Below are 16,503 nucleotides of genomic sequence, written 5' to 3' on the forward strand. Positions count from 1 at the left end.
CGTCGACCCGTCTGCGCGACGGACATCGGGCGACAGCGATGGCGGCCGGCTCGGCGGAGGGCCGTCAGCGACTACCATCGGGAGGCGGCCGGGCACCCCTGGAGCCGGCGGTCACGGGCCGTCGGACCGGACGGCCGCAGGCCACGGGGATGCGAGGAGCAGCGATGACGCAGATCGGCCGCAGCCGCGCGTCCGTCACCGTCCCCGTCTCCGCCTGGAGCTCCGACGCACCCTCGGCCGAAGTCACCCTCGGCTGGGCCGCGCGCACCGAGACCGGCCACGTGCGCAGCGCGAACGAGGACAGCTACCTCGCCAAGAGCCCGCTCTTCGCTGTCGCCGACGGGATGGGCGGGCACGCGGCAGGAGAGGTCGCCAGCGACGCGGTCGTGTCGCGCCTGTCCACCGCGGCGCTCGGCGCGACCGTCGGAGCGGAGGAGATCGACCGGGCGCTTCGGGAGGCGGTAGGGGACATCGCCCGGCAGTCGCACACGGCCGACGTCGGCACCGGGACCACGGTCACTGGGATCGCGCTCACGGTGGTCGGGGGAGAGCCCTACTGGTCCGTCTTCAACATCGGCGACTCGCGCGTGTACCTGAGCGTCGCCGGGACCCTCGTGCAGCTCACCGTGGACCACTCCATCGTCCAGGAGCTGGTCGACGCGGGCCTGATCTCCCGCGACGAGGCCGACGTGCATCCGCACAGCAACGTGATCACCCGCGCGGTCGGCTTCCACGAAGCGCCCGTCCCCGACTACCGGCTCGTGCCCGTCCTCGCCGGATCGCGTCTGCTGATCTGCTCGGACGGACTCACGAAGGAGCTGACCGATGCCGGCGTCGGCCACCTGCTCAGCGGCACCGGCTCCGCTCAGGAGGCGGCCGACGCCCTGGTCGACGCCGCGCTGGACAACGGCGGGCGCGACAACGTCACCGTGATCGTCGTCGACGTCCTCGCGGTCACCGGCGACGAGGAGGCCGGCGCGCCGGTCTGACGAGCAGCGCTCCGGCACGGGACGGCCGCGGTGGCGGTGCCGCCGGACCGCCCGCACGCGCCGAACGGCCGTACGACGGTCCTGCGCCTGCCGGTTCGCGTCGGGTTCGGCCGGCTCGGGGCTCCCCGCGCCGGCGCTGGGTACGATGGTGAGTGGAAGGGCGTTCTCGGTGATCTGCAGCACGTGTGGCTCCAACCTCGCTCCCGGGGCGATCCTCTGCGGCGAGTGCGGTTCGTCGGTGGCGGCGCATGCCACGACGGGTGCGTCCCGCCCCTCGTCCTCCGGCGACACGACGGTCCTCGACCCGTCCCGCCGTGCCTGGCTGCCGGGCCTGGCCCCCGGCCGGCACCGGCGTCCCGCCCCCGGCGCTCCGATGGCGCCGCCCTCGCAGGGGCTCGTGCGCCTCAGCTTCGCGACCGGGCAGCACGCGATCGTGACCGGCAACGGCCTGATCGGACGCCAGCCGCTCCCGGACCCCAACGAGACGTTCCGGCACATCCTCGCGATCCCGGATCCGTCGCGATCCCTCTCCAAGACCCACCTCGAGTTCGGCTTCGACGAGGGCGGGCTCTGGGTCAGGGACCGCTGGTCGGCCAACGGGTCCGTGCTGGTCGCGCCGACCCAGGCGCCACTCCCGCTCGAGGCCGGCCGCCGCTACCGCGCGAAGCTCGGCAGCCGGATCCTGCTCTCCTCCGTCGAGATGGCGGTCGAGCGCGTCGACGGGTCCGCCGGCGGCTCGGGACGCCCGCCCCTCACCCGCTGACGGCACGGCCTCCGGGGACCGAATCGGCGGTCGACACGGCCTCCGGGTGCGGAATTCGTGACGATCATGTTTCCGGATGAGCGTTCTCCTCCGTTCGCCGTGACAGGCGGATGAGCGCTGTGCCAGTATTTCCCCACGTTCGGCCCCCGAGGCACGAGCCCCGACGCAGTCAGGAGCCCCCGCCATGACCCGTCCCCTCCCGAGGGATCCCGTCCTCCGCCGGGCCGTCGCCGCGGCACGCTCGCACGAGCGCGAGCGCCGGGCGGTCCTCTCGCGTCGGGCGGTCCTCGGCGGGATCGGCCTCGGAGCGGGTGCCCTCGCCCTGGCCGCCTGCGCCCCGCAGACCCGTGCCGCTCCGACCGCCGCCGCCGACGGATCGGCCGGCGACCCGCGCCTGGTGTGGGACAACTGGCCCGCCTACATGGACGAGGACGACGACGGGAACTACCCCACGCTCCAGGGCTTCGAGGAGCAGACGGGCATCGCGGTGACCTACAACGTCGCCGTCGACGACAACAACTCGTACTACGGCAAGGTGAAGGATCAGCTCGCGCTCGGGCAGTACATCGGCGCCGACACGGTCTGCCTGACGGAGTGGATGGTCTCGCGCCTGGTCCGCCGCGGCTACGTGCAGGAGCTCGACCACGCGAACATCCCGAACATCGCCAACCTCACGCCCTCGCTGGCGAACCCCGACTTCGATCCGGGCCGCCGGCTCTCCCTCCCGTACCAGGCGGGGTTCTCGGGCATCTGCTGGAACAGGGAGAAGCTGCCGAAGGGCCTCTCGAGCATCGAGGAGCTGTGGGATCCGTCGCTCCGCGGCCGCGTCGGCGTGCTGAGCGAGATGCGCGACACGATCGGGCTCATCATGCTCGCTCAGGGGACGGACATCGCCGGCTCCTGGGGCGACGACGAGTACATGAACGCGATCGACGTCTTCCGCGAGCAGGTCGACGCCGGACAGATCCGCAACATCAAGGGGAACGCGTACCTCAACGACCTGCAGAACGAGGACACCCTCGCGGCGATCTGCTGGTCCGGCGACATCACCCTGATCAACGCCGAGGCCGGCGACAAGTGGGAGTTCGCCTTCCCCGACTCGGGCGGCGCGCTCTGGAACGACACCTTCGTGGTCCCGATGGGCTCCGAGCGCAAGGCCAACGCCGAGGCCCTGATGAACTACTACTACGAGCCCGAGGTCGCCGCCGAGGTGGCCGCCTGGGTCAACTACATCACCCCCGTGGATGGAGCGAAGGACGTCATGGAGAGCATCGATCCGGAGCTGGCCGAGAACCAGCTGATCTTCCCCGACGAGGACACGCTCGCGCACGCGCACGTGTTCCGGACCCTGACCGCCGCGGAGGAGAAGGAGTACCAGGCCGAGTTCCAGAAGGTGCTCCTGGGCATCTGATGGCGATCGGGACCTTCGCCGAGAGCGGCGCCGACCTCCAGCTGGTCGGGATCAGCAAGCAGTACCCGGGCTTCACGGCCATCGACTCCCTGGACCTCACCATCCCGGCGGGCTCCTTCTTCGCCCTGCTAGGCCCCTCGGGCTGCGGCAAGACGACGACGCTGCGCTTGGTCGCCGGGCTCGAGGAGCCCTCCGCCGGCCGGATCCTCATCGGCGGGCGGGACGTCACCGAGACGAAGACGTACCAGCGGCCCGTCAACACCGTGTTCCAGTCGTACGCGCTGTTCCCGCACATGTCGATCCTCGAGAACGTCGCCTTCGGCCTGAAGCGGCGGAGGATCGCCGACCCCGTCGGCAAGGCGCACGAGGCGCTCCGCCTGGTCGAGCTCGACCACCTCGCCCAGCGCCGCCCCGCGCAGCTCTCCGGTGGTCAGCAGCAGCGGGTCGCCCTCGCGCGCGCCCTCGTCAACCGGCCCGCCCTGCTCCTGCTCGACGAGCCGCTCGGCGCCCTCGACCTCAAGCTCCGCCGGCAGATGCAGCTGGAGCTCAAGTCGATCCAGGAGGAGGTGGGCCTCACCTTCCTCCACGTCACGCACGACCAGGAGGAGGCCATGACGATGGCCGACACCGTCGCGGTGATGAACAAGGGCAGGATCGAGCAGATGGGCGCGCCGGAGGAGCTCTACGAGCTCCCGCGCACCGCGTTCGTCGCGAACTTCCTCGGCCAGTCCAACCTCTTCACGGGCGAGGTGGTCGGCAGCACCGACCGCGCACTCACCGTCGACGCGGGCGGGCACCGGATCGTCGTGCCCGTCGCCCGCTGCGCCCGCACGAGCGGGGAGATCACGGTCGGCGTCCGCCCCGAGAAGCTCCTGCTGCTGACGCAGGAGCCGTCGGCGGACTCCGGCCGGAACGTGCTCGGGCCCGGCCGCGTGGTCGACGTCTCCTTCAGCGGGGTCAGCACCCAGTACACGATCCGGATGCCGGGCCTGGGCCCGGTGGTCGTCTTCGCGCAGAACATGGTCTTCGGGCCGGTCGTCGGCGAGGGAGCGGAGGTGTGGGTCGGCTTCAGCACCGAGCACGGCTTCGGACTCGCGGACGAACCGGGCTCGGTCCCGCGCTTCGAGGCGGACGACTCCACCAGCGCCATCGCCGTGCAGCGCCGGGGGCTCCTGGCCGGTCGCAGCGGGGGAGCGTAGGCATGGCCTTCGCCGCCTTCGCCACGGGGCAGGCGGATCCTCAGGACGCTCCGGTCCGCCGGCGGTCGACGATCGCGCTGGTCCTGCTGCTGCCGGGCATCGCCTACATGCTGCTGTTCTTCCTGGCGCCGCTGATCTCGCTCGTGCTCACGTCCTTCCAGGCCGAGGTGCCGGACGGGGACATCGGCGAGTACGCCCCCGGGTTCGCCTGGCAGAACTACCTCGTGGTGATGGGCGACTACTGGCCGCACGTGCTCCGCTCCTTCGGCTACGCGCTGATCGCGACGGTGCTCGCGCTGGTGATCAGCTACCCGCTGGCCTACTTCATCGGAGTGAAAGCGCGGCCCTGGCCGCTGCTGCAGAACCTGCTCCTCACGCTGGTGATCGCGCCCTTCTTCATCAGCTTCCTGCTCCGGACGCTGGCGTGGAAGCAGATCCTCGCGGACGAGAGCCCGCTCGTGCAGGCGCTCAAGGCCGTGGCGGTCCTGCCGAGCGACGGCCACCTCACGGGGACGCCGATCGCCGTGATCTTCGGCATCACCTACAACTTCATCCCGTTCATGACGCTGCCGCTGTACACGACGCTCGAGCGCCTCGACGTGCGCTTCCTGGAGGCCGGGTCGGATCTCTACGCGCACCCCGCCTCCGTGTTCTGGAGCGTGACCGTCCCCCTGTCGATGCCGGGCATCGTCTCGGGCACGCTGCTGACGTTCATCCCCGCGGCGGGCGACTACATCAACGCGAGCCGGGACTTCCTCGGCTCGTCGCAGACCTCGATGGTGGGCAACGCGATCGAGGCGAACTTCCTCACGCTCGAGAACTACCCGGCGGCCGCCGCGCTCTCGATCGTGCTGATGGCCGTGATCCTGGTCATCGTCGGCTTCTACGTGAAGCGCAGTGGAACGGAGGACCTCCTGTGACCGCGACGGCCGACCGTCCGCTCGCGAGCGCCCAGGAGGCGCTCGGCGCGCCGCCCCCCGCCCCGATCCGGGGCCGCCGCCGCTTCCGGGGCCTCGGGCTCGGCGTCTACACGGCGCTGGCGCTGCTCTTCCTGCTCATCCCTATCGGTTACACCTTCGTCTTCTCCTTCAACGACTCGGGGAAGAGCAACCTCGCCTGGCGCGGGTTCACCCTCGACAAGTGGGTGTCGGCCTGGACCAGCGAGGAGGTGATGACCGCCTTCGGGAACAGCCTGCTGGTCGGTGTGATCGCCACCGTGCTGGCCACTGCGCTCGGCACCATGATCGCCATCGCGCTCGTGCGGTTCCGCTTCCGGTTCCGGTCGGCGATCAGCCTGCTGCTGTTCCTCCCCATGGCGACTCCGGAGGTGGTGCTCGGAGCCGGCCTCGCCGCGCAGTTCCTCAGCGTGGGCGCCGAGAAGGGGCTGGTCACGATCGTGCTGGCGCACACGATGTTCTGCATCAGCTTCGTCGTGGTCACCGTGAAGGCGCGGGTGGCGAGCCTGGACCCGAAGCTGGAGGAGGCGGGACGCGACCTCTACGCGTCGCCGAACCAGGTCTTCTGGCGGATCACCTTCCCGCTGCTGCTGCCCGGCATCCTCGCCGCGGCGCTGCTCTCGTTCGCGCTGAGCTTCGACGACTTCATCATCACGAACTTCAACTCCGGATCGGTCACCACGTTCCCGAAGTACATCTACATCGCGGCGGCGCGCGGCATCCCGGCGGAGGCGAACGTCATCGCATCGGCGGTGTTCGTCCTGGCGATCCTCGTGGTGGTGATCACGCAGGTCTCCGCGGCGGCCCGGGCGAAGCGCCTCGCGCGCGAGCAGTAGCTCAGGGCGTGCCGGGACGTGCGGTCAGACGTAGGAGGCGCGGATCGCGCCGACCGGGCGCCCGCCGCCCGACACGACCGGGTTCAGCCGCACCAGCACGTCGTTCGCCGCGGTCCGGTCCACCGCGTCCGCCTCGACCAGGAGCTTCAGCGCGACCACGGTCGCGGCGCGGAGGCTCCCGTCGAGGATCTTCAGGGCGACGGTGGTGCCGTCGGGCGAGGCCATCACGAGCACGCCCTCGGCGCCGAGCTTGGCGACCAGGCCCAGGCGCTCGATCACGACGGTGTTGTCCCGGCCCGGGCCGTCGATCGCCCACGCGTTCTCGAGGATCGCGGCCGTGAGGACGCCGGCCTGGCGGTAGAGGCCGAACGGTGAGGCGGGGGAGGAGGACACGATCCGTGAGACGCCCTTCGCCAGCGCGGTCAGAGGAAGGGCGTGCACGGGAGCTCCGCAGCCGTCGATCCCCGAGGCCACGACGCGCTCGCCGGTGAGGCGCTCGATCGTGTCGACGATGTGCTGCTGCAGCGGGTGCGTCCGCTCGAGGTAGTCCTCGGTGCTCCAGCCGTTCTGCACGCAGGCCAGCAGCATCGCCGCGTGCTTGCCCGAGCAGTTCATGTAGAGCGGGTCCGGAGTCGCGCCCGCCCGCAGCAGCTGAGCGCGGGTCCCGGAGTCGCCGGGCCAGTCGGCCGGGCACTGCAGGGCGGTGTGGTCCAGGCCGGCGCGGAAGAGCAGGTTCTGCACCAGCGCCACGTGCTGGGGGATGCCGGCGTGGCTCGCGGTGGCGATGACCGCCTCCCCGCCGTTCAGCTCGACTCCGGCGGTCATCACCGCGAGGGCCTGGAACGGCTTGAGGCAGGAGCGGGGGAAGACGGGAGCCGTCGGGGTGCCGAGGCTGCGGGCGACGCGGCCCTCGGAGTCGAGGAGGACGGCGGAGCCGGCGTGGCGCGACTCGACGAACCCGGATCGCTCGACGACGGCCAGCTCGACGGACTCGGCGACGGTGAAGGTTCCTGCTGGCATCCCCCCATCCTGCCCGATGCGTGGACCGGTCCCGCGTTCCCGGAGACGCCGAAGGCCACCGGGGAGCGCCTCGGCGCCCGCGGTGGCCTTCGGAGGATCGCGCCTAGAGGGTGGCGAACGCGTCGGCGATGACCGACACGGCGTCGTCGAGCAGCTCGTCGGTGAGGGCGAGGCTCGGCAGGAAGCGGACCACGTTGCCGTAGGTGCCGGCGCTCAGCACGAGGACCCCGTGCTGGGCGGCGTAGTCGATGATCGCCTGGACCGCGACGGCGTTCGGCTCCTTCGTGGTGCCGGCGGTGCCGGGCTGCACGAGCTCCATCGCCATCATCGCGCCGATGCCGCGGACGTCGCCGATGATGTCGTAGCGCTCCTGCAGGCCTCGCAGCGCCGCGCCCAGGCGTGCGCCGATCCGATCGGCCTCGGCGAGGAGGCCCTCGCGCTCGATGCGCTCGAAGACCGCGACGGCGGCGGCGGCGGCGACGGGGTTCCCGCCGAAGGTGCCGCCCAGTCCGCCGGCCTGCGCCGAGTCCATGATCTCGGCGCGGCCCGTCACGCCCGCGAGCGGCAGGCCGCCGGCGATGCCCTTGGCCGAGAGGACGAGGTCGGGGACGAGGCCGAGGTGCTCGCTGGCGAACCAGGCGCCGGTGCGGGCCATGCCCGACTGGATCTCGTCGGCGACGAAGACGATGCCGTTGGCCGTGCACCACTCCTGCAGTGCCGGGAGGAAGCCGTCGGCGGGGACCATGAAGCCGCCCTCGCCCTGGATGGGCTCGGCGACGAGGCAGGCCAGGGCGGACGCGCCGACGGTCTTCTCGAGGTACGAGATCGCGCGCTGGGCGGCCTCGGCTCCCGACAGGCCGTCGTGGTACGGGTACGAGCTCGGCGCACGGTGGACGTCGCTGGCGAAGGGTCCGAAGCCCAGGCCGTAGGGCAGCGCCTTGAAGTTCATGGCCATCGTGAGGTTCGTGCGTCCGTGGTACGCGTGGTCGAGCACCGCGACGCCGGGGCGGCCGGTGTGCTTGCGCGCGATCTTGACGGCGTTCTCGACCGCCTCGGCACCGGAGTTGACCAGGACGGTCTTCTTGGCGAAGTCGCCGGGGGTGTGCTGGGCCAGCAGCTCCGCGACGCGGATGTAGGGCTCGTACGGAGTGACGGTGAAGAGGGTGTGCGTGAGGCGCGCGAGCTGCTCCGCGGCGGCCGCGACGACGGAGTCGTCGGTGTGCCCGATCGTCGTCACGCCGATGCCGGCGCCGAGGTCGATGAAGCTGTTGCCGTCGACGTCGACCAGGATCGCGCCGTGCGCGCGGTCGATGTAGACGGGGAGCGCGGTGCCGACGCCGGTGGGCACGACGGCGAGGCGGCGCTCGTGCAGGGCCCGGGATCGCGGCCCGGGGATCTCGGTCGCGACGCGCCGCTCCTGGGGGACTGCGGACGTGGGAACCTGGGGGGCGAGCGTGTCTGTCATGGTCCTCGGAGTCTACCCGCGGGGGTTCCGCGTCCAGAGGTCCAGACCGGCGCGACCGGCCTGATCCACCGCCGTCGAGGAGGAGCCCGATGAAGTCCGAGCACGAGTACGCGGTGTCCGTCGTCTGGGAGGGCGACCGGGGCACCGGCACGAGCGGCTACCGCGAGTACGGGCGCCAGCTGACCGTCACGGCGGAGGGCCCGGCGCCCATCCTCGCCTCGGCCGACACGCCCTTCCGGGGCGACGCCGACCGCTGGAACCCGGAGCAGCTGCTCCTCGCGGCGCTCGCGCAGTGCCACCTCCTCTCCTACCTGCACGTGGCGGTCAAGAACGGAGTCGTCGTCACCGGCTACACGGACGACGCGGTGGGCTCGATGCTGCAGGAGGGGGAGAGCGGCCGCTTCACCTCGGTGACCCTCCGGCCCCGCGTCACTGTCGCCGAGGAGTCGATGGTGGCGATCGCCCAGACGCTGCACGCCGAGGCCTCCCGGCTCTGCTTCATCGCCAACTCCGTGAACTTCCCCGTCGCCCACGAGCCGGAGGCGTCCGCGCGCTGAGGCTCAGCGGCGCTCGTGCGGGAGCGCCCGACGGATGCGCTCGACCGTGGTCGTCGGCGGCGACTCGTTGTACGCACCGGCGAGCTCCTGTCCGGAGAGCGCGTGGACGGCCGCCATCATCTCGTCGGTGGCGTGGCGTCGGGCGCGGCCGGAGTCGGCGGAGCCGTGCCGCGAGAGGTCCAGCGGAGCCCCGAAGCGGACCGTGATCCGGTGCAGGCGCGGCACCCTCGTGCCCACCGGCTGGAGCTCCTGCGTGCCGATCATGCCGACGGGGACCACCGGCGCGCCCGTGGTGAGGGCGAGCCATGCCACTCCGGTGCGGCCCTTGTAGAGGCGCCCGTCGCGGGAGCGGGTGCCCTCGGGGTAGACGGCGAACGCCTCGTCCCGCTCGAGGATCGCCCGGCCGAGGTCCAGCGCCTCCTGAGCGGCCTGGCCGGCGCCGCGCTCGACCGCGACGGCTCCGACGCTCGTGAAGAAGGCGCGAGAGAGGGCGCCCCGCACGCCGGTCCCCGTGAAGTAGTCCGACTTGGCCAGGAACTGCACCGGCCGCGGGGCGAGCAGCGTCAGCACCGGGGAGTCGATGAACGAGAGGTGGTTGGCCGCCAGGATCACGCGTCCCTCGGCCGGGACGTTGTCGCGCCCCTCCACGATCGGCCGGTAGACCAGCCGGCCGACGCCGCCGATGGACAGGCGCGCCAGACGCGCGGAGAGGCCGATCCCCGGGGGAGTCGGCCTCTCCTGGTCGTCGTCGATCCGCATTCCGACGAAGCTACCGGGGCGTCCATGCCGCTCCGGTCATGCGGCGGATCAGCCGAACTGGGCGAGCGCCTCCTCGATGACCGTCGCGGCGTCGTCGATGAGCTCCTCGCTGATGACCACGCTCGGCATGATCCGCAGCACGCTGTCCCAGCTGCCCGCGTCGAGGACGATCACGCCGTTCGTGGTGGCGTGCTTCAGGATCGCGGTGAGCGCCTCCGGGTACTGCTTCTTCGTGCCCGGGTGGACGAGCTCGACGCCCCACATGGCGCCCTTGCCGCGGACCTCGCCCACGACCGCGAAGCGCTCGGCCCAGTCGCCGATCCGCGCCTGCAGCAGGCGCTCGACCCGCTGCGCCTCCTCCAGCAGGCCCTCGGACTCGATCGCCTCGAACGTCGCGAGCGCCGCGGCGGTGGAGACGGGGTTGCCGCCGAACGTGCCGCCGATGCCGCCGGGCTGCACGGCGTCCATGATCTCGGCGCGGCCGGTGACGGCGGCGAGCGGGAAGCCGCCGGCGATGCCCTTGGCCGTCGTGATGAGGTCCGGGACCACGCCGTGGTGCTCGATGGAGTACCAGGTGCCGGTGCGGGCGATGCCGGCCTGGATCTCGTCCGCGACGAAGACGATGCCGTTCTCGGTGCAGAACTCGGACAGGCGGCGGAAGTAGCCCGGCGCCGGGATGATGATGCCGCCGTCGCCCTGGATCGGCTCGACGAAGAGCGCGGCCAGCTCCTGCGCGCCGATGTGGGTGGTGATGTAGTCGATGGTGCGCTCGGCAGCCTCCTCGCCCGTCATGCCCTCGGGGTCGCGGAACGGGTAGCTGATCGGGAGGCTGTAGATCTCTCCCGGGAAGGGGCCCATGCCCGCGCGCTCCGGCCAGGGGCGGTAGGTCATCGCCATCGTGAGGTTGGTGCGGCCGTGGAAGGCGTGGTCGAGCGTCGCGATGGCGCGGCGGCCGGTGAACTTCCGCGCGATCTTGACGGCGTTCTCGACCGCCTCCGCGCCGGAGTTGACCAGGATCGAGTGCTTCTCGAAGTCCCCGGGGGTGATCTCGGCGAGCTTCTCGGCGACCCGGACGTAGTTCTCGTACGGAGTGACGGTGAAGAGGGTGTGCGTCAGCTTCTCGGCCTGCGCGGCGGCCGCCGCGGCGACCGCGGGGTGCGCGTGGCCGATGGTGGTCACTCCGATGCCGCAGCCGAGGTCGATCAGGCGGTTGCCGTCGACGTCGACCAGGACCGCGCCCGACGCGTGGTCCATGTAGATGTTCGCGAGCGTCCCGGCGCCGCGGGAGACGCTGGCGACGCGGCGCTCCTGGAGGGCGACGGAGCGCGGGCCGGGGAGCTCGGTGACGAGCTCTCGGGACTGGGGGACCGAGAATTCACGCATGCCCCGATGGTAGGCCTGGGACCGTTCGAGGACCCGCACTCAGCGCGTTGCGAGGCGCGCCGTGCAGGATGGAGGCGATCCCCGAACGTCCACCGGCCGCCGCCGGTCACGAAAGGTGCCCCTGTGCGCAGAACCCTCGCGATCCTCGCCGTCCTCGGCGCCTCCCTGAGCCTGGCGGCCTGCACCCCCGGGGAGCCGGATGCAGCGCCGTCCGCCTCCGCCACCCCGCTCGGCTGCGCGACCGAGGGCGAGGCGACCGCCGCGGTGCAGACCAGCGGCGACTTCGCCACCAAGCCGGTCACCGTGTTCCCCAGCCCGGTCAGCGTGGACGTCACCGAGCGCTCGGTCGCGATCGAGGGCACCGGCGAGGAGGTCGCCGAGGGCGACACCGTGCTGGTCGACTACACGCTCTACAACGGGACGAGCGGTGCCGAGTTCTCGGCGAGCAGCTACGCGTCCGGTGGCCGCGCGGCCTTCGAGGTCGACACCGACCAGTACCTCGCCGGCCTCGTGAAGGCCGTCAACTGCGCGACCGTCGGCTCGCGCGTCGTCGCCGTCGTTCCCCCGGCCGACGCGTTCGGCGACGCCGGGCAGAGCCAGTTCGGCATCGCCGCGACCGACTCGATCGTCATGGTGATCGACGTCGAGCAGATCGTGCCGACCGCCGCCGACGGCGAGCCGCAGCCCCCGGTCGACGGCCTGCCGACGGTGGCGCTCGCCGAGGACGGGGCGCCCACCGTCACCATCCCCTCGACCGACCCGCCCGCCGACCTGCAGCTCGCCGTCCTCAAGAAGGGGAGCGGCGCGACCGTGGCCGACGGCGATCAGCTGATCGTGCAGTACCAGGGCGTGGTCTGGGGCACCGGCGAGGTGTTCGACCAGAGCTGGGGGAAGCCCGCTCCCGCCGCCTTCGGCACCGGCGACGTGATCGAGGGCTTCAAGGAGGCCGTGGTCGGCCAGACCGTCGGCTCGCAGGTGCTCGTCACCATCCCGCCGTCGAAGGGCTACGGCGACCAGGGCAACCAGAACGCGGGAATCAGCGGGACCGACACCCTCGTCTTCGTGGTCGACATCCTCGCCATCAGCTGACCGGGAGGCGCTGGGTGCTCCGTGCCAGGATGGGCGGATGCGCAGGGTCATCATCCTCGGCTCGACCGGGTCCATCGGCACGCAGGCTCTCGACGTCATCGGCGCGAACCGCGAGCGGTTCGAGGTCGTCGGCCTCGCCGCCGGCTCGAACCGGGCGGCGGTCGCCGAGCAGGCGTCCGCGTTCGGCGTCGAGCACACGGCGTTCGGTGCGGAGGAGGCCGAGCAGCTGATCCGCTCGGTCGACGCGGACGTCGTGCTGAACGGGATCACCGGCTCGGTGGGGCTCGGCCCGACGCTCGCGGCGCTCGAGGAGGGCAGGACGCTCGCTCTCGCCAACAAGGAGTCGCTGATCGTCGGCGGCGAGCTCGTCACCTCGCTCGCCGGTCCCGGCCAGATCGTGCCGGTCGACTCCGAGCACTCCGCGATCGCCCAGGCCCTCCTCGCGGGCGAGCACCGCGAGGTCCGCCGCCTGGTGCTGACCGCGTCCGGCGGGCCGTTCCGGGGACGCGACCGCGCCTCCCTCCGCGACGTCACCCCGGCGCAGGCGCTCGCGCACCCGACCTGGGACATGGGCCTGGTCGTCACGACCAACTCCTCCACCCTGGTCAACAAGGGGCTCGAGGTGATCGAGGCGCACCTGCTCTTCGACGTCCCCTACGACCGGATCGACGTCACCGTGCACCCGCAGTCGGTGATCCACTCGATGGTCGAGTACGTCGACGGCTCGACGATCGCCCAGGCCTCGCCGCCGGACATGCGGCTCCCGATCTCGCTCGGCCTCGACTGGCCGCACCGCGTCGCCGGGGTCGGCGTCCCGCTCGACTGGACCCGCTCCCACTCCTGGACGTTCGAGCCGCTGGACGAGGAGGCGTTCCCCTCGGTCCGGCTCGCGAAGCGCGTCGGGGAGGCGGGCGCCTCCTACCCGGCCGTGTTCAACGCGGCGAACGAGCAGGCCGTGCAGGCGTTCCACGCGGGGCGGATCGGCTACCTCGACATCCTCGAGACGGTGGAGGCGGTGGTCGACGCGCACAGCGTCGACGGCGTGCTGACCCGCGAGTCGCTGGCCGCGGCGGAAGAGTGGGCGCGCCGCACGGCGGACGAGCGGATCGCCGGAGTCTGACCAGGGGTCATCCGGACGGGCTCCGTCCCCGCGGATCCGTGTCGGCGGACGTCGCGCCGCTGATCCGCTCGGCCGCGGAGTTCATCGGATCCGTGCAGGCGCACCCCAGCGTGGACGGGCGGGCCCGGCCTACAGTGTGTCGGTGGAATCCGTGCTGCTCTTCGTCCTCGGCGTCGTCATCATCGCCGTCGGCGTCGCCCTCTCCATCGCCCTGCACGAGGTCGGGCACCTCCTCCCCGCCAAGCTGTTCGGGGTCAAGGTCACGCAGTACATGATCGGGTTCGGGCCGACCCTCTTCTCCCGGCGACGCGGCGAGACGGAGTACGGCGTCAAGGCGATCCCGCTCGGCGGCTACATCGCCATGATCGGCATGTACCCGCCGAAGCACCCGGGGGACCGGCCCACGGAGTCGAGCACAGGCTTCTTCAACGGCCTGGCGTCCTCCGAGGCCCAGCTCGAGGAGCCCCGGCGCGGCGCCTACGCCACGATGATCGACGAGGCCCGTGCCGCCAGCGCCGAGACGATCGGCGACGGCGAGGACCATCGCGCGTTCTACCGGCTCCCCGTGTGGAAGCGCGTGATCGTCATGGCCGGCGGCCCCTTCATGAACCTCGTGATCGCCACGGTCCTCTTCACCGTCCTCCTCTGCGGCATCGGGATCCCGCAGAGCACCAGCACCCTCGCCGCGGTCTCGCAGTGCGTGGTCCCGGAGTCGCAGCGCGCGACCGCGACCTGCACCGCCGACGACCCGCTGGCACCCGGAGCCGCGGCCGGCCTGCTGCCGGGCGACACGATCACGGCGATCGACGGCACTCCGGTGAGCACCTGGAACGACCTGACCCCGATCATCCAGCGCTCCGCGGGCGTCCCGCTCAGCGTGTCCGTCCAGCGCGACGGCGCGCCGCTGACCCTCACGATCACCCCCGCCGAGAACGAGGTCGCGGTGACCGACGCGAACGGCGCCCCCGTCACCGACGCCTCCGGTGCGATCGAGACGCAGACGGTCGGCTTCATCGGCATCTCGCCCACATCGGCCCTCGCGCAGCAGCCGATCACCGCGGTGCCCGAGACGGTCTGGTCGAACATCACCAGCGTCGCCCACGTCATCCTCAACCTGCCGCAGCGCCTCATCGACGTCGCCCAGGCGGCGTTCGGCTCGGAGGCGCGCGACGCCAACGGCCCGATCAGCGTCGTCGGAGTGGGCCGGATCGCGGGCGAGATCGCCGCCTCCGACCAGCTCCCCGTCGTGTCGAAGGTGCAGACGATGGTCGGCGTCCTCGCCTCGCTCAACGTCGCCCTCCTCGTCTTCAACCTGGTGCCGCTGCTCCCCATGGACGGCGGCCACATCGCCGGCGCCCTCTGGGAGGGCCTGCGCCGCCGGATCGCCAAACTCTTCGGACGCCGCGACCCCGGCTCCGTCGACATCGCCCGCCTGCTCCCGCTCACCTACGTCGTCGTCCTCGTCCTCGGCGGCATGAGCGCCCTCCTCATCTACGCCGACATCGTCAAGCCGATCACGCTGTTCTGAGTTGGATTCCACGCCGGTCCTCGCCCGGCGTGGCGCGGTCGGCTTCTCGGGGTGGGGGCGTGGGTGGAGCGGGGTGCGGACGGCTGGAGCCGGTCGCTCGGACGGGATCGGCGGTTCGGCTCGGGAGCGAGGCGACCGCGGATCGTCGTGCGGTCTCGGGCTGAGAGCAGGTGCGGTGGACGGGTTCCGAGGCGCGCAGGAGGGGCGGCGGCTGGGAAGGTGCGGCGAGCGGACGAGGGGTCCCGCGGCGCGCGTACGATGGGGCGCGTGCCAGCAGTGAATCTGGGTCTTCCCAAGGTCCCCATGACCCTCGCCCCCCGCCGCAAGTCCCGCCAGATCAAGGTGGGCAAGGTGCTCGTGGGCGGTGACGCGCAGGTCAGCGTCCAGTCGATGTGCACCACACCGACGACGAACATCAACGCGACCCTCCAGCAGATCGCCGAGCTCACCGCGTCCGGCTGCGACATCGTCCGCGTCGCGGTGCCGAGCCGCGACGACGCGGAGGCGCTGCCGATCATCGCCAAGAAGAGCCAGATCCCGGTCATCGCCGACATCCACTTCCAGCCCAACTACGTCTACGCCGCGATCGACGCCGGCTGCGCCGCGGTCCGCGTGAACCCCGGCAACATCCGCAAGTTCGACGACCAGGTCGGCAAGATCGCCGCCGCCGCGAAGGCCGCCGGCGTCTCGATCCGCATCGGCGTCAACGCCGGCTCGCTCGAGCCGAGCATCCTGCAGAAGTACGGCAAGCCCACCCCCGAGGCCCTCGTCGAGAGCGCCGTCTGGGAGGCCAGCCTCTTCGAGGAGCACGACTTCCACGACTTCAAGATCTCGGTCAAGCACAACGACCCCGTCGTCATGGTGAAGGCCTACCGCCAGCTCGCCGAGCGCGGCGACTGGCCCCTCCACCTCGGCGTCACCGAGGCCGGCCCCGAGTTCCAGGGGACGATCAAGTCCGCCACCGCCTTCGGCATCCTCCTCGGCGAGGGCATCGGCGACACCATCCGCGTGTCCCTCTCGGCCCCGCCCGCGCAGGAGGTCAAGGTCGGCCTGCAGATCCTCCAGTCGCTGAACCTCCGCGAGCGCAAGCTCGAGATCGTCTCCTGCCCCAGCTGCGGCCGCGCGCAGGTCGACGTCTACACGCTCGCCAACGACGTCACCGCCGGCCTCGAGGGCATGAGCGTCCCGCTGCGCGTCGCCGTCATGGGCTGCGTCGTCAACGGACCCGGCGAGGCCCGCGAGGCCGACCTGGGCGTCGCCTCCGGCAACGGCAAGGGCCAGATCTTCGTCAAGGGCGAGGTCATCAAGACCGTCCCCGAGGCCGAGATCGTCCAGACCCTCATCGAGGAGGCCAACCGCCTGGCCGCCGAGATGCCGGCCGACGACACCTCGACCGGAGCCCCGGTCGTCACCGTCGGCGCGAACTGA

Annotated in this window: 15 protein-coding genes; 11 read left to right on the forward strand and 4 right to left on the reverse strand. The window is 71.7% G+C overall.

Annotated elements, in window-relative coordinates; genetic code table 11:
• Positions 1-164 precede the first annotated feature (164 nt).
• The 6 genes from C5C46_RS02905 to C5C46_RS02930 all read left to right on the forward strand — a co-directional run bounded on the left by C5C46_RS02905 (position 165) and on the right by C5C46_RS02930 (position 6,154).
• A complete protein-coding gene (locus C5C46_RS02905) occupies positions 165-989 on the forward strand; it encodes a PP2C family serine/threonine-protein phosphatase (protein WP_104225583.1) in 825 nt (274 codons plus the stop codon).
• A gap of 238 nt (positions 990-1,227) precedes the next feature.
• Entirely contained in the window at positions 1,228-1,752 is a 525-nt protein-coding gene (locus tag C5C46_RS02910) for a hypothetical protein (RefSeq protein WP_104223034.1), read from the forward strand.
• A 184-nt stretch (positions 1,753-1,936) separates the two neighbouring features.
• Positions 1,937-3,163 carry a PotD/PotF family extracellular solute-binding protein gene (locus C5C46_RS02915; protein WP_104225584.1) on the forward strand — a complete coding sequence of 409 codons (1,227 nt, stop codon included), beginning with the start codon at positions 1,937-1,939 and terminating at the stop codon, positions 3,161-3,163.
• Positions 3,163-4,362, forward strand: a complete 1,200-nt coding sequence (locus tag C5C46_RS02920) for an ABC transporter ATP-binding protein (RefSeq protein WP_104225585.1) — start codon at positions 3,163-3,165, stop codon at positions 4,360-4,362. The genes C5C46_RS02915 and C5C46_RS02920 overlap by 1 nt, the downstream gene beginning before the upstream one ends.
• 2 nt (positions 4,363-4,364) lie before the next feature.
• Positions 4,365-5,282, forward strand: coding sequence for an ABC transporter permease (locus C5C46_RS02925; protein WP_104223037.1), 918 nt, complete (start codon positions 4,365-4,367; stop codon positions 5,280-5,282).
• A gap of 65 nt (positions 5,283-5,347) precedes the next feature.
• Positions 5,348-6,154 (forward strand): ABC transporter permease, encoded by an 807-nt coding sequence (locus tag C5C46_RS02930; RefSeq protein WP_181027101.1) that lies wholly within the window; start codon positions 5,348-5,350, stop codon positions 6,152-6,154.
• 24 nt (positions 6,155-6,178) lie between these two features.
• On the opposite strand, the gene C5C46_RS02935 is transcribed toward C5C46_RS02930, so the two are convergent.
• Positions 6,179-7,174: an asparaginase gene (locus C5C46_RS02935; protein ID WP_104225587.1), complete on the reverse strand. Its 996-nt coding sequence runs from the start codon at positions 7,172-7,174 to the stop codon at positions 6,179-6,181.
• A gap of 103 nt (positions 7,175-7,277) precedes the next feature.
• Complete coding sequence (gene gabT, locus C5C46_RS02940; RefSeq protein ID WP_104223040.1) at positions 7,278-8,639, reverse strand: 4-aminobutyrate--2-oxoglutarate transaminase; 1,362 nt, start codon at positions 8,637-8,639, stop codon at positions 7,278-7,280.
• Between the two features lie 89 nt (positions 8,640-8,728).
• Between gabT and C5C46_RS02945 the strand changes: the two genes are divergently transcribed.
• A complete protein-coding gene (locus C5C46_RS02945) occupies positions 8,729-9,196 on the forward strand; it encodes an OsmC family protein (RefSeq protein WP_104223041.1) in 468 nt (155 codons plus the stop codon).
• Positions 9,197-9,199: 3 nt separating this feature from the next.
• On the opposite strand, the gene C5C46_RS02950 is transcribed toward C5C46_RS02945, so the two are convergent.
• Together C5C46_RS02950 and C5C46_RS02955 are read right to left on the reverse strand one after the other, a co-directional pair.
• Positions 9,200-9,955: a 1-acyl-sn-glycerol-3-phosphate acyltransferase gene (locus tag C5C46_RS02950; protein ID WP_104225588.1), complete on the reverse strand. Its 756-nt coding sequence runs from the start codon at positions 9,953-9,955 to the stop codon at positions 9,200-9,202.
• Positions 9,956-10,003: 48 nt separating this feature from the next.
• Positions 10,004-11,338 carry an aminotransferase class III-fold pyridoxal phosphate-dependent enzyme gene (locus C5C46_RS02955; RefSeq protein WP_104223043.1) on the reverse strand — a complete coding sequence of 445 codons (1,335 nt, stop codon included), beginning with the start codon at positions 11,336-11,338 and terminating at the stop codon, positions 10,004-10,006.
• Positions 11,339-11,461: 123 nt separating this feature from the next.
• Here C5C46_RS02955 and C5C46_RS02960 point away from each other — a divergent pair, with 123 nt between their 5' ends.
• The 4 genes from C5C46_RS02960 to ispG all read left to right on the forward strand — a co-directional run bounded on the left by C5C46_RS02960 (position 11,462) and on the right by ispG (position 16,503).
• Entirely contained in the window at positions 11,462-12,427 is a 966-nt protein-coding gene (locus tag C5C46_RS02960; RefSeq protein WP_181067725.1) for an FKBP-type peptidyl-prolyl cis-trans isomerase, read from the forward strand.
• A gap of 37 nt (positions 12,428-12,464) precedes the next feature.
• The gene (dxr, locus tag C5C46_RS02965; RefSeq protein WP_104225590.1) at positions 12,465-13,547 is read left to right on the forward strand and encodes a 1-deoxy-D-xylulose-5-phosphate reductoisomerase; all 1,083 of its coding nucleotides are present in this window, start codon (positions 12,465-12,467) and stop codon (positions 13,545-13,547) included.
• Between the two features lie 142 nt (positions 13,548-13,689).
• Entirely contained in the window at positions 13,690-15,075 is a 1,386-nt protein-coding gene (locus C5C46_RS02970; protein WP_258059286.1) for an RIP metalloprotease, read from the forward strand.
• A gap of 267 nt (positions 15,076-15,342) precedes the next feature.
• On the forward strand, positions 15,343-16,503 hold the full coding sequence (gene ispG / locus C5C46_RS02975; RefSeq protein ID WP_173244694.1) for a flavodoxin-dependent (E)-4-hydroxy-3-methylbut-2-enyl-diphosphate synthase: 1,161 nt from the start codon (positions 15,343-15,345) through the stop codon (positions 16,501-16,503).

This window comes from Rathayibacter sp. AY1E6, from assembly GCF_002931115.1.
Classification (GTDB): Bacteria; Actinomycetota; Actinomycetes; order Actinomycetales; family Microbacteriaceae; genus Rathayibacter.

Excerpts from the sequence above, each read along its gene's own strand:
- C5C46_RS02905 (WP_104225583.1), top strand. The coding sequence starts at position 165 with ATGACGCAGATCGGCCGCAGCCGCGCGTCCGTCACCGTCCCCGTCTCC.
- C5C46_RS02920 (WP_104225585.1), top strand. The coding sequence starts at position 3,163 with ATGGCGATCGGGACCTTCGCCGAGAGCGGCGCCGACCTCCAGCTGGTC.
- C5C46_RS02915 (WP_104225584.1), top strand. The coding sequence starts at position 1,937 with ATGACCCGTCCCCTCCCGAGGGATCCCGTCCTCCGCCGGGCCGTCGCC.
- dxr (WP_104225590.1), top strand. The coding sequence starts at position 12,465 with ATGCGCAGGGTCATCATCCTCGGCTCGACCGGGTCCATCGGCACGCAG.
- C5C46_RS02925 (WP_104223037.1), top strand. The coding sequence starts at position 4,365 with ATGGCCTTCGCCGCCTTCGCCACGGGGCAGGCGGATCCTCAGGACGCT.
- C5C46_RS02950 (WP_104225588.1), bottom strand. The coding sequence starts at position 9,955 with ATGCGGATCGACGACGACCAGGAGAGGCCGACTCCCCCGGGGATCGGC.
- gabT (WP_104223040.1), bottom strand. The coding sequence starts at position 8,639 with ATGACAGACACGCTCGCCCCCCAGGTTCCCACGTCCGCAGTCCCCCAG.
- C5C46_RS02945 (WP_104223041.1), top strand. The coding sequence starts at position 8,729 with ATGAAGTCCGAGCACGAGTACGCGGTGTCCGTCGTCTGGGAGGGCGAC.
- C5C46_RS02955 (WP_104223043.1), bottom strand. The coding sequence starts at position 11,338 with ATGCGTGAATTCTCGGTCCCCCAGTCCCGAGAGCTCGTCACCGAGCTC.
- C5C46_RS02935 (WP_104225587.1), bottom strand. The coding sequence starts at position 7,174 with ATGCCAGCAGGAACCTTCACCGTCGCCGAGTCCGTCGAGCTGGCCGTC.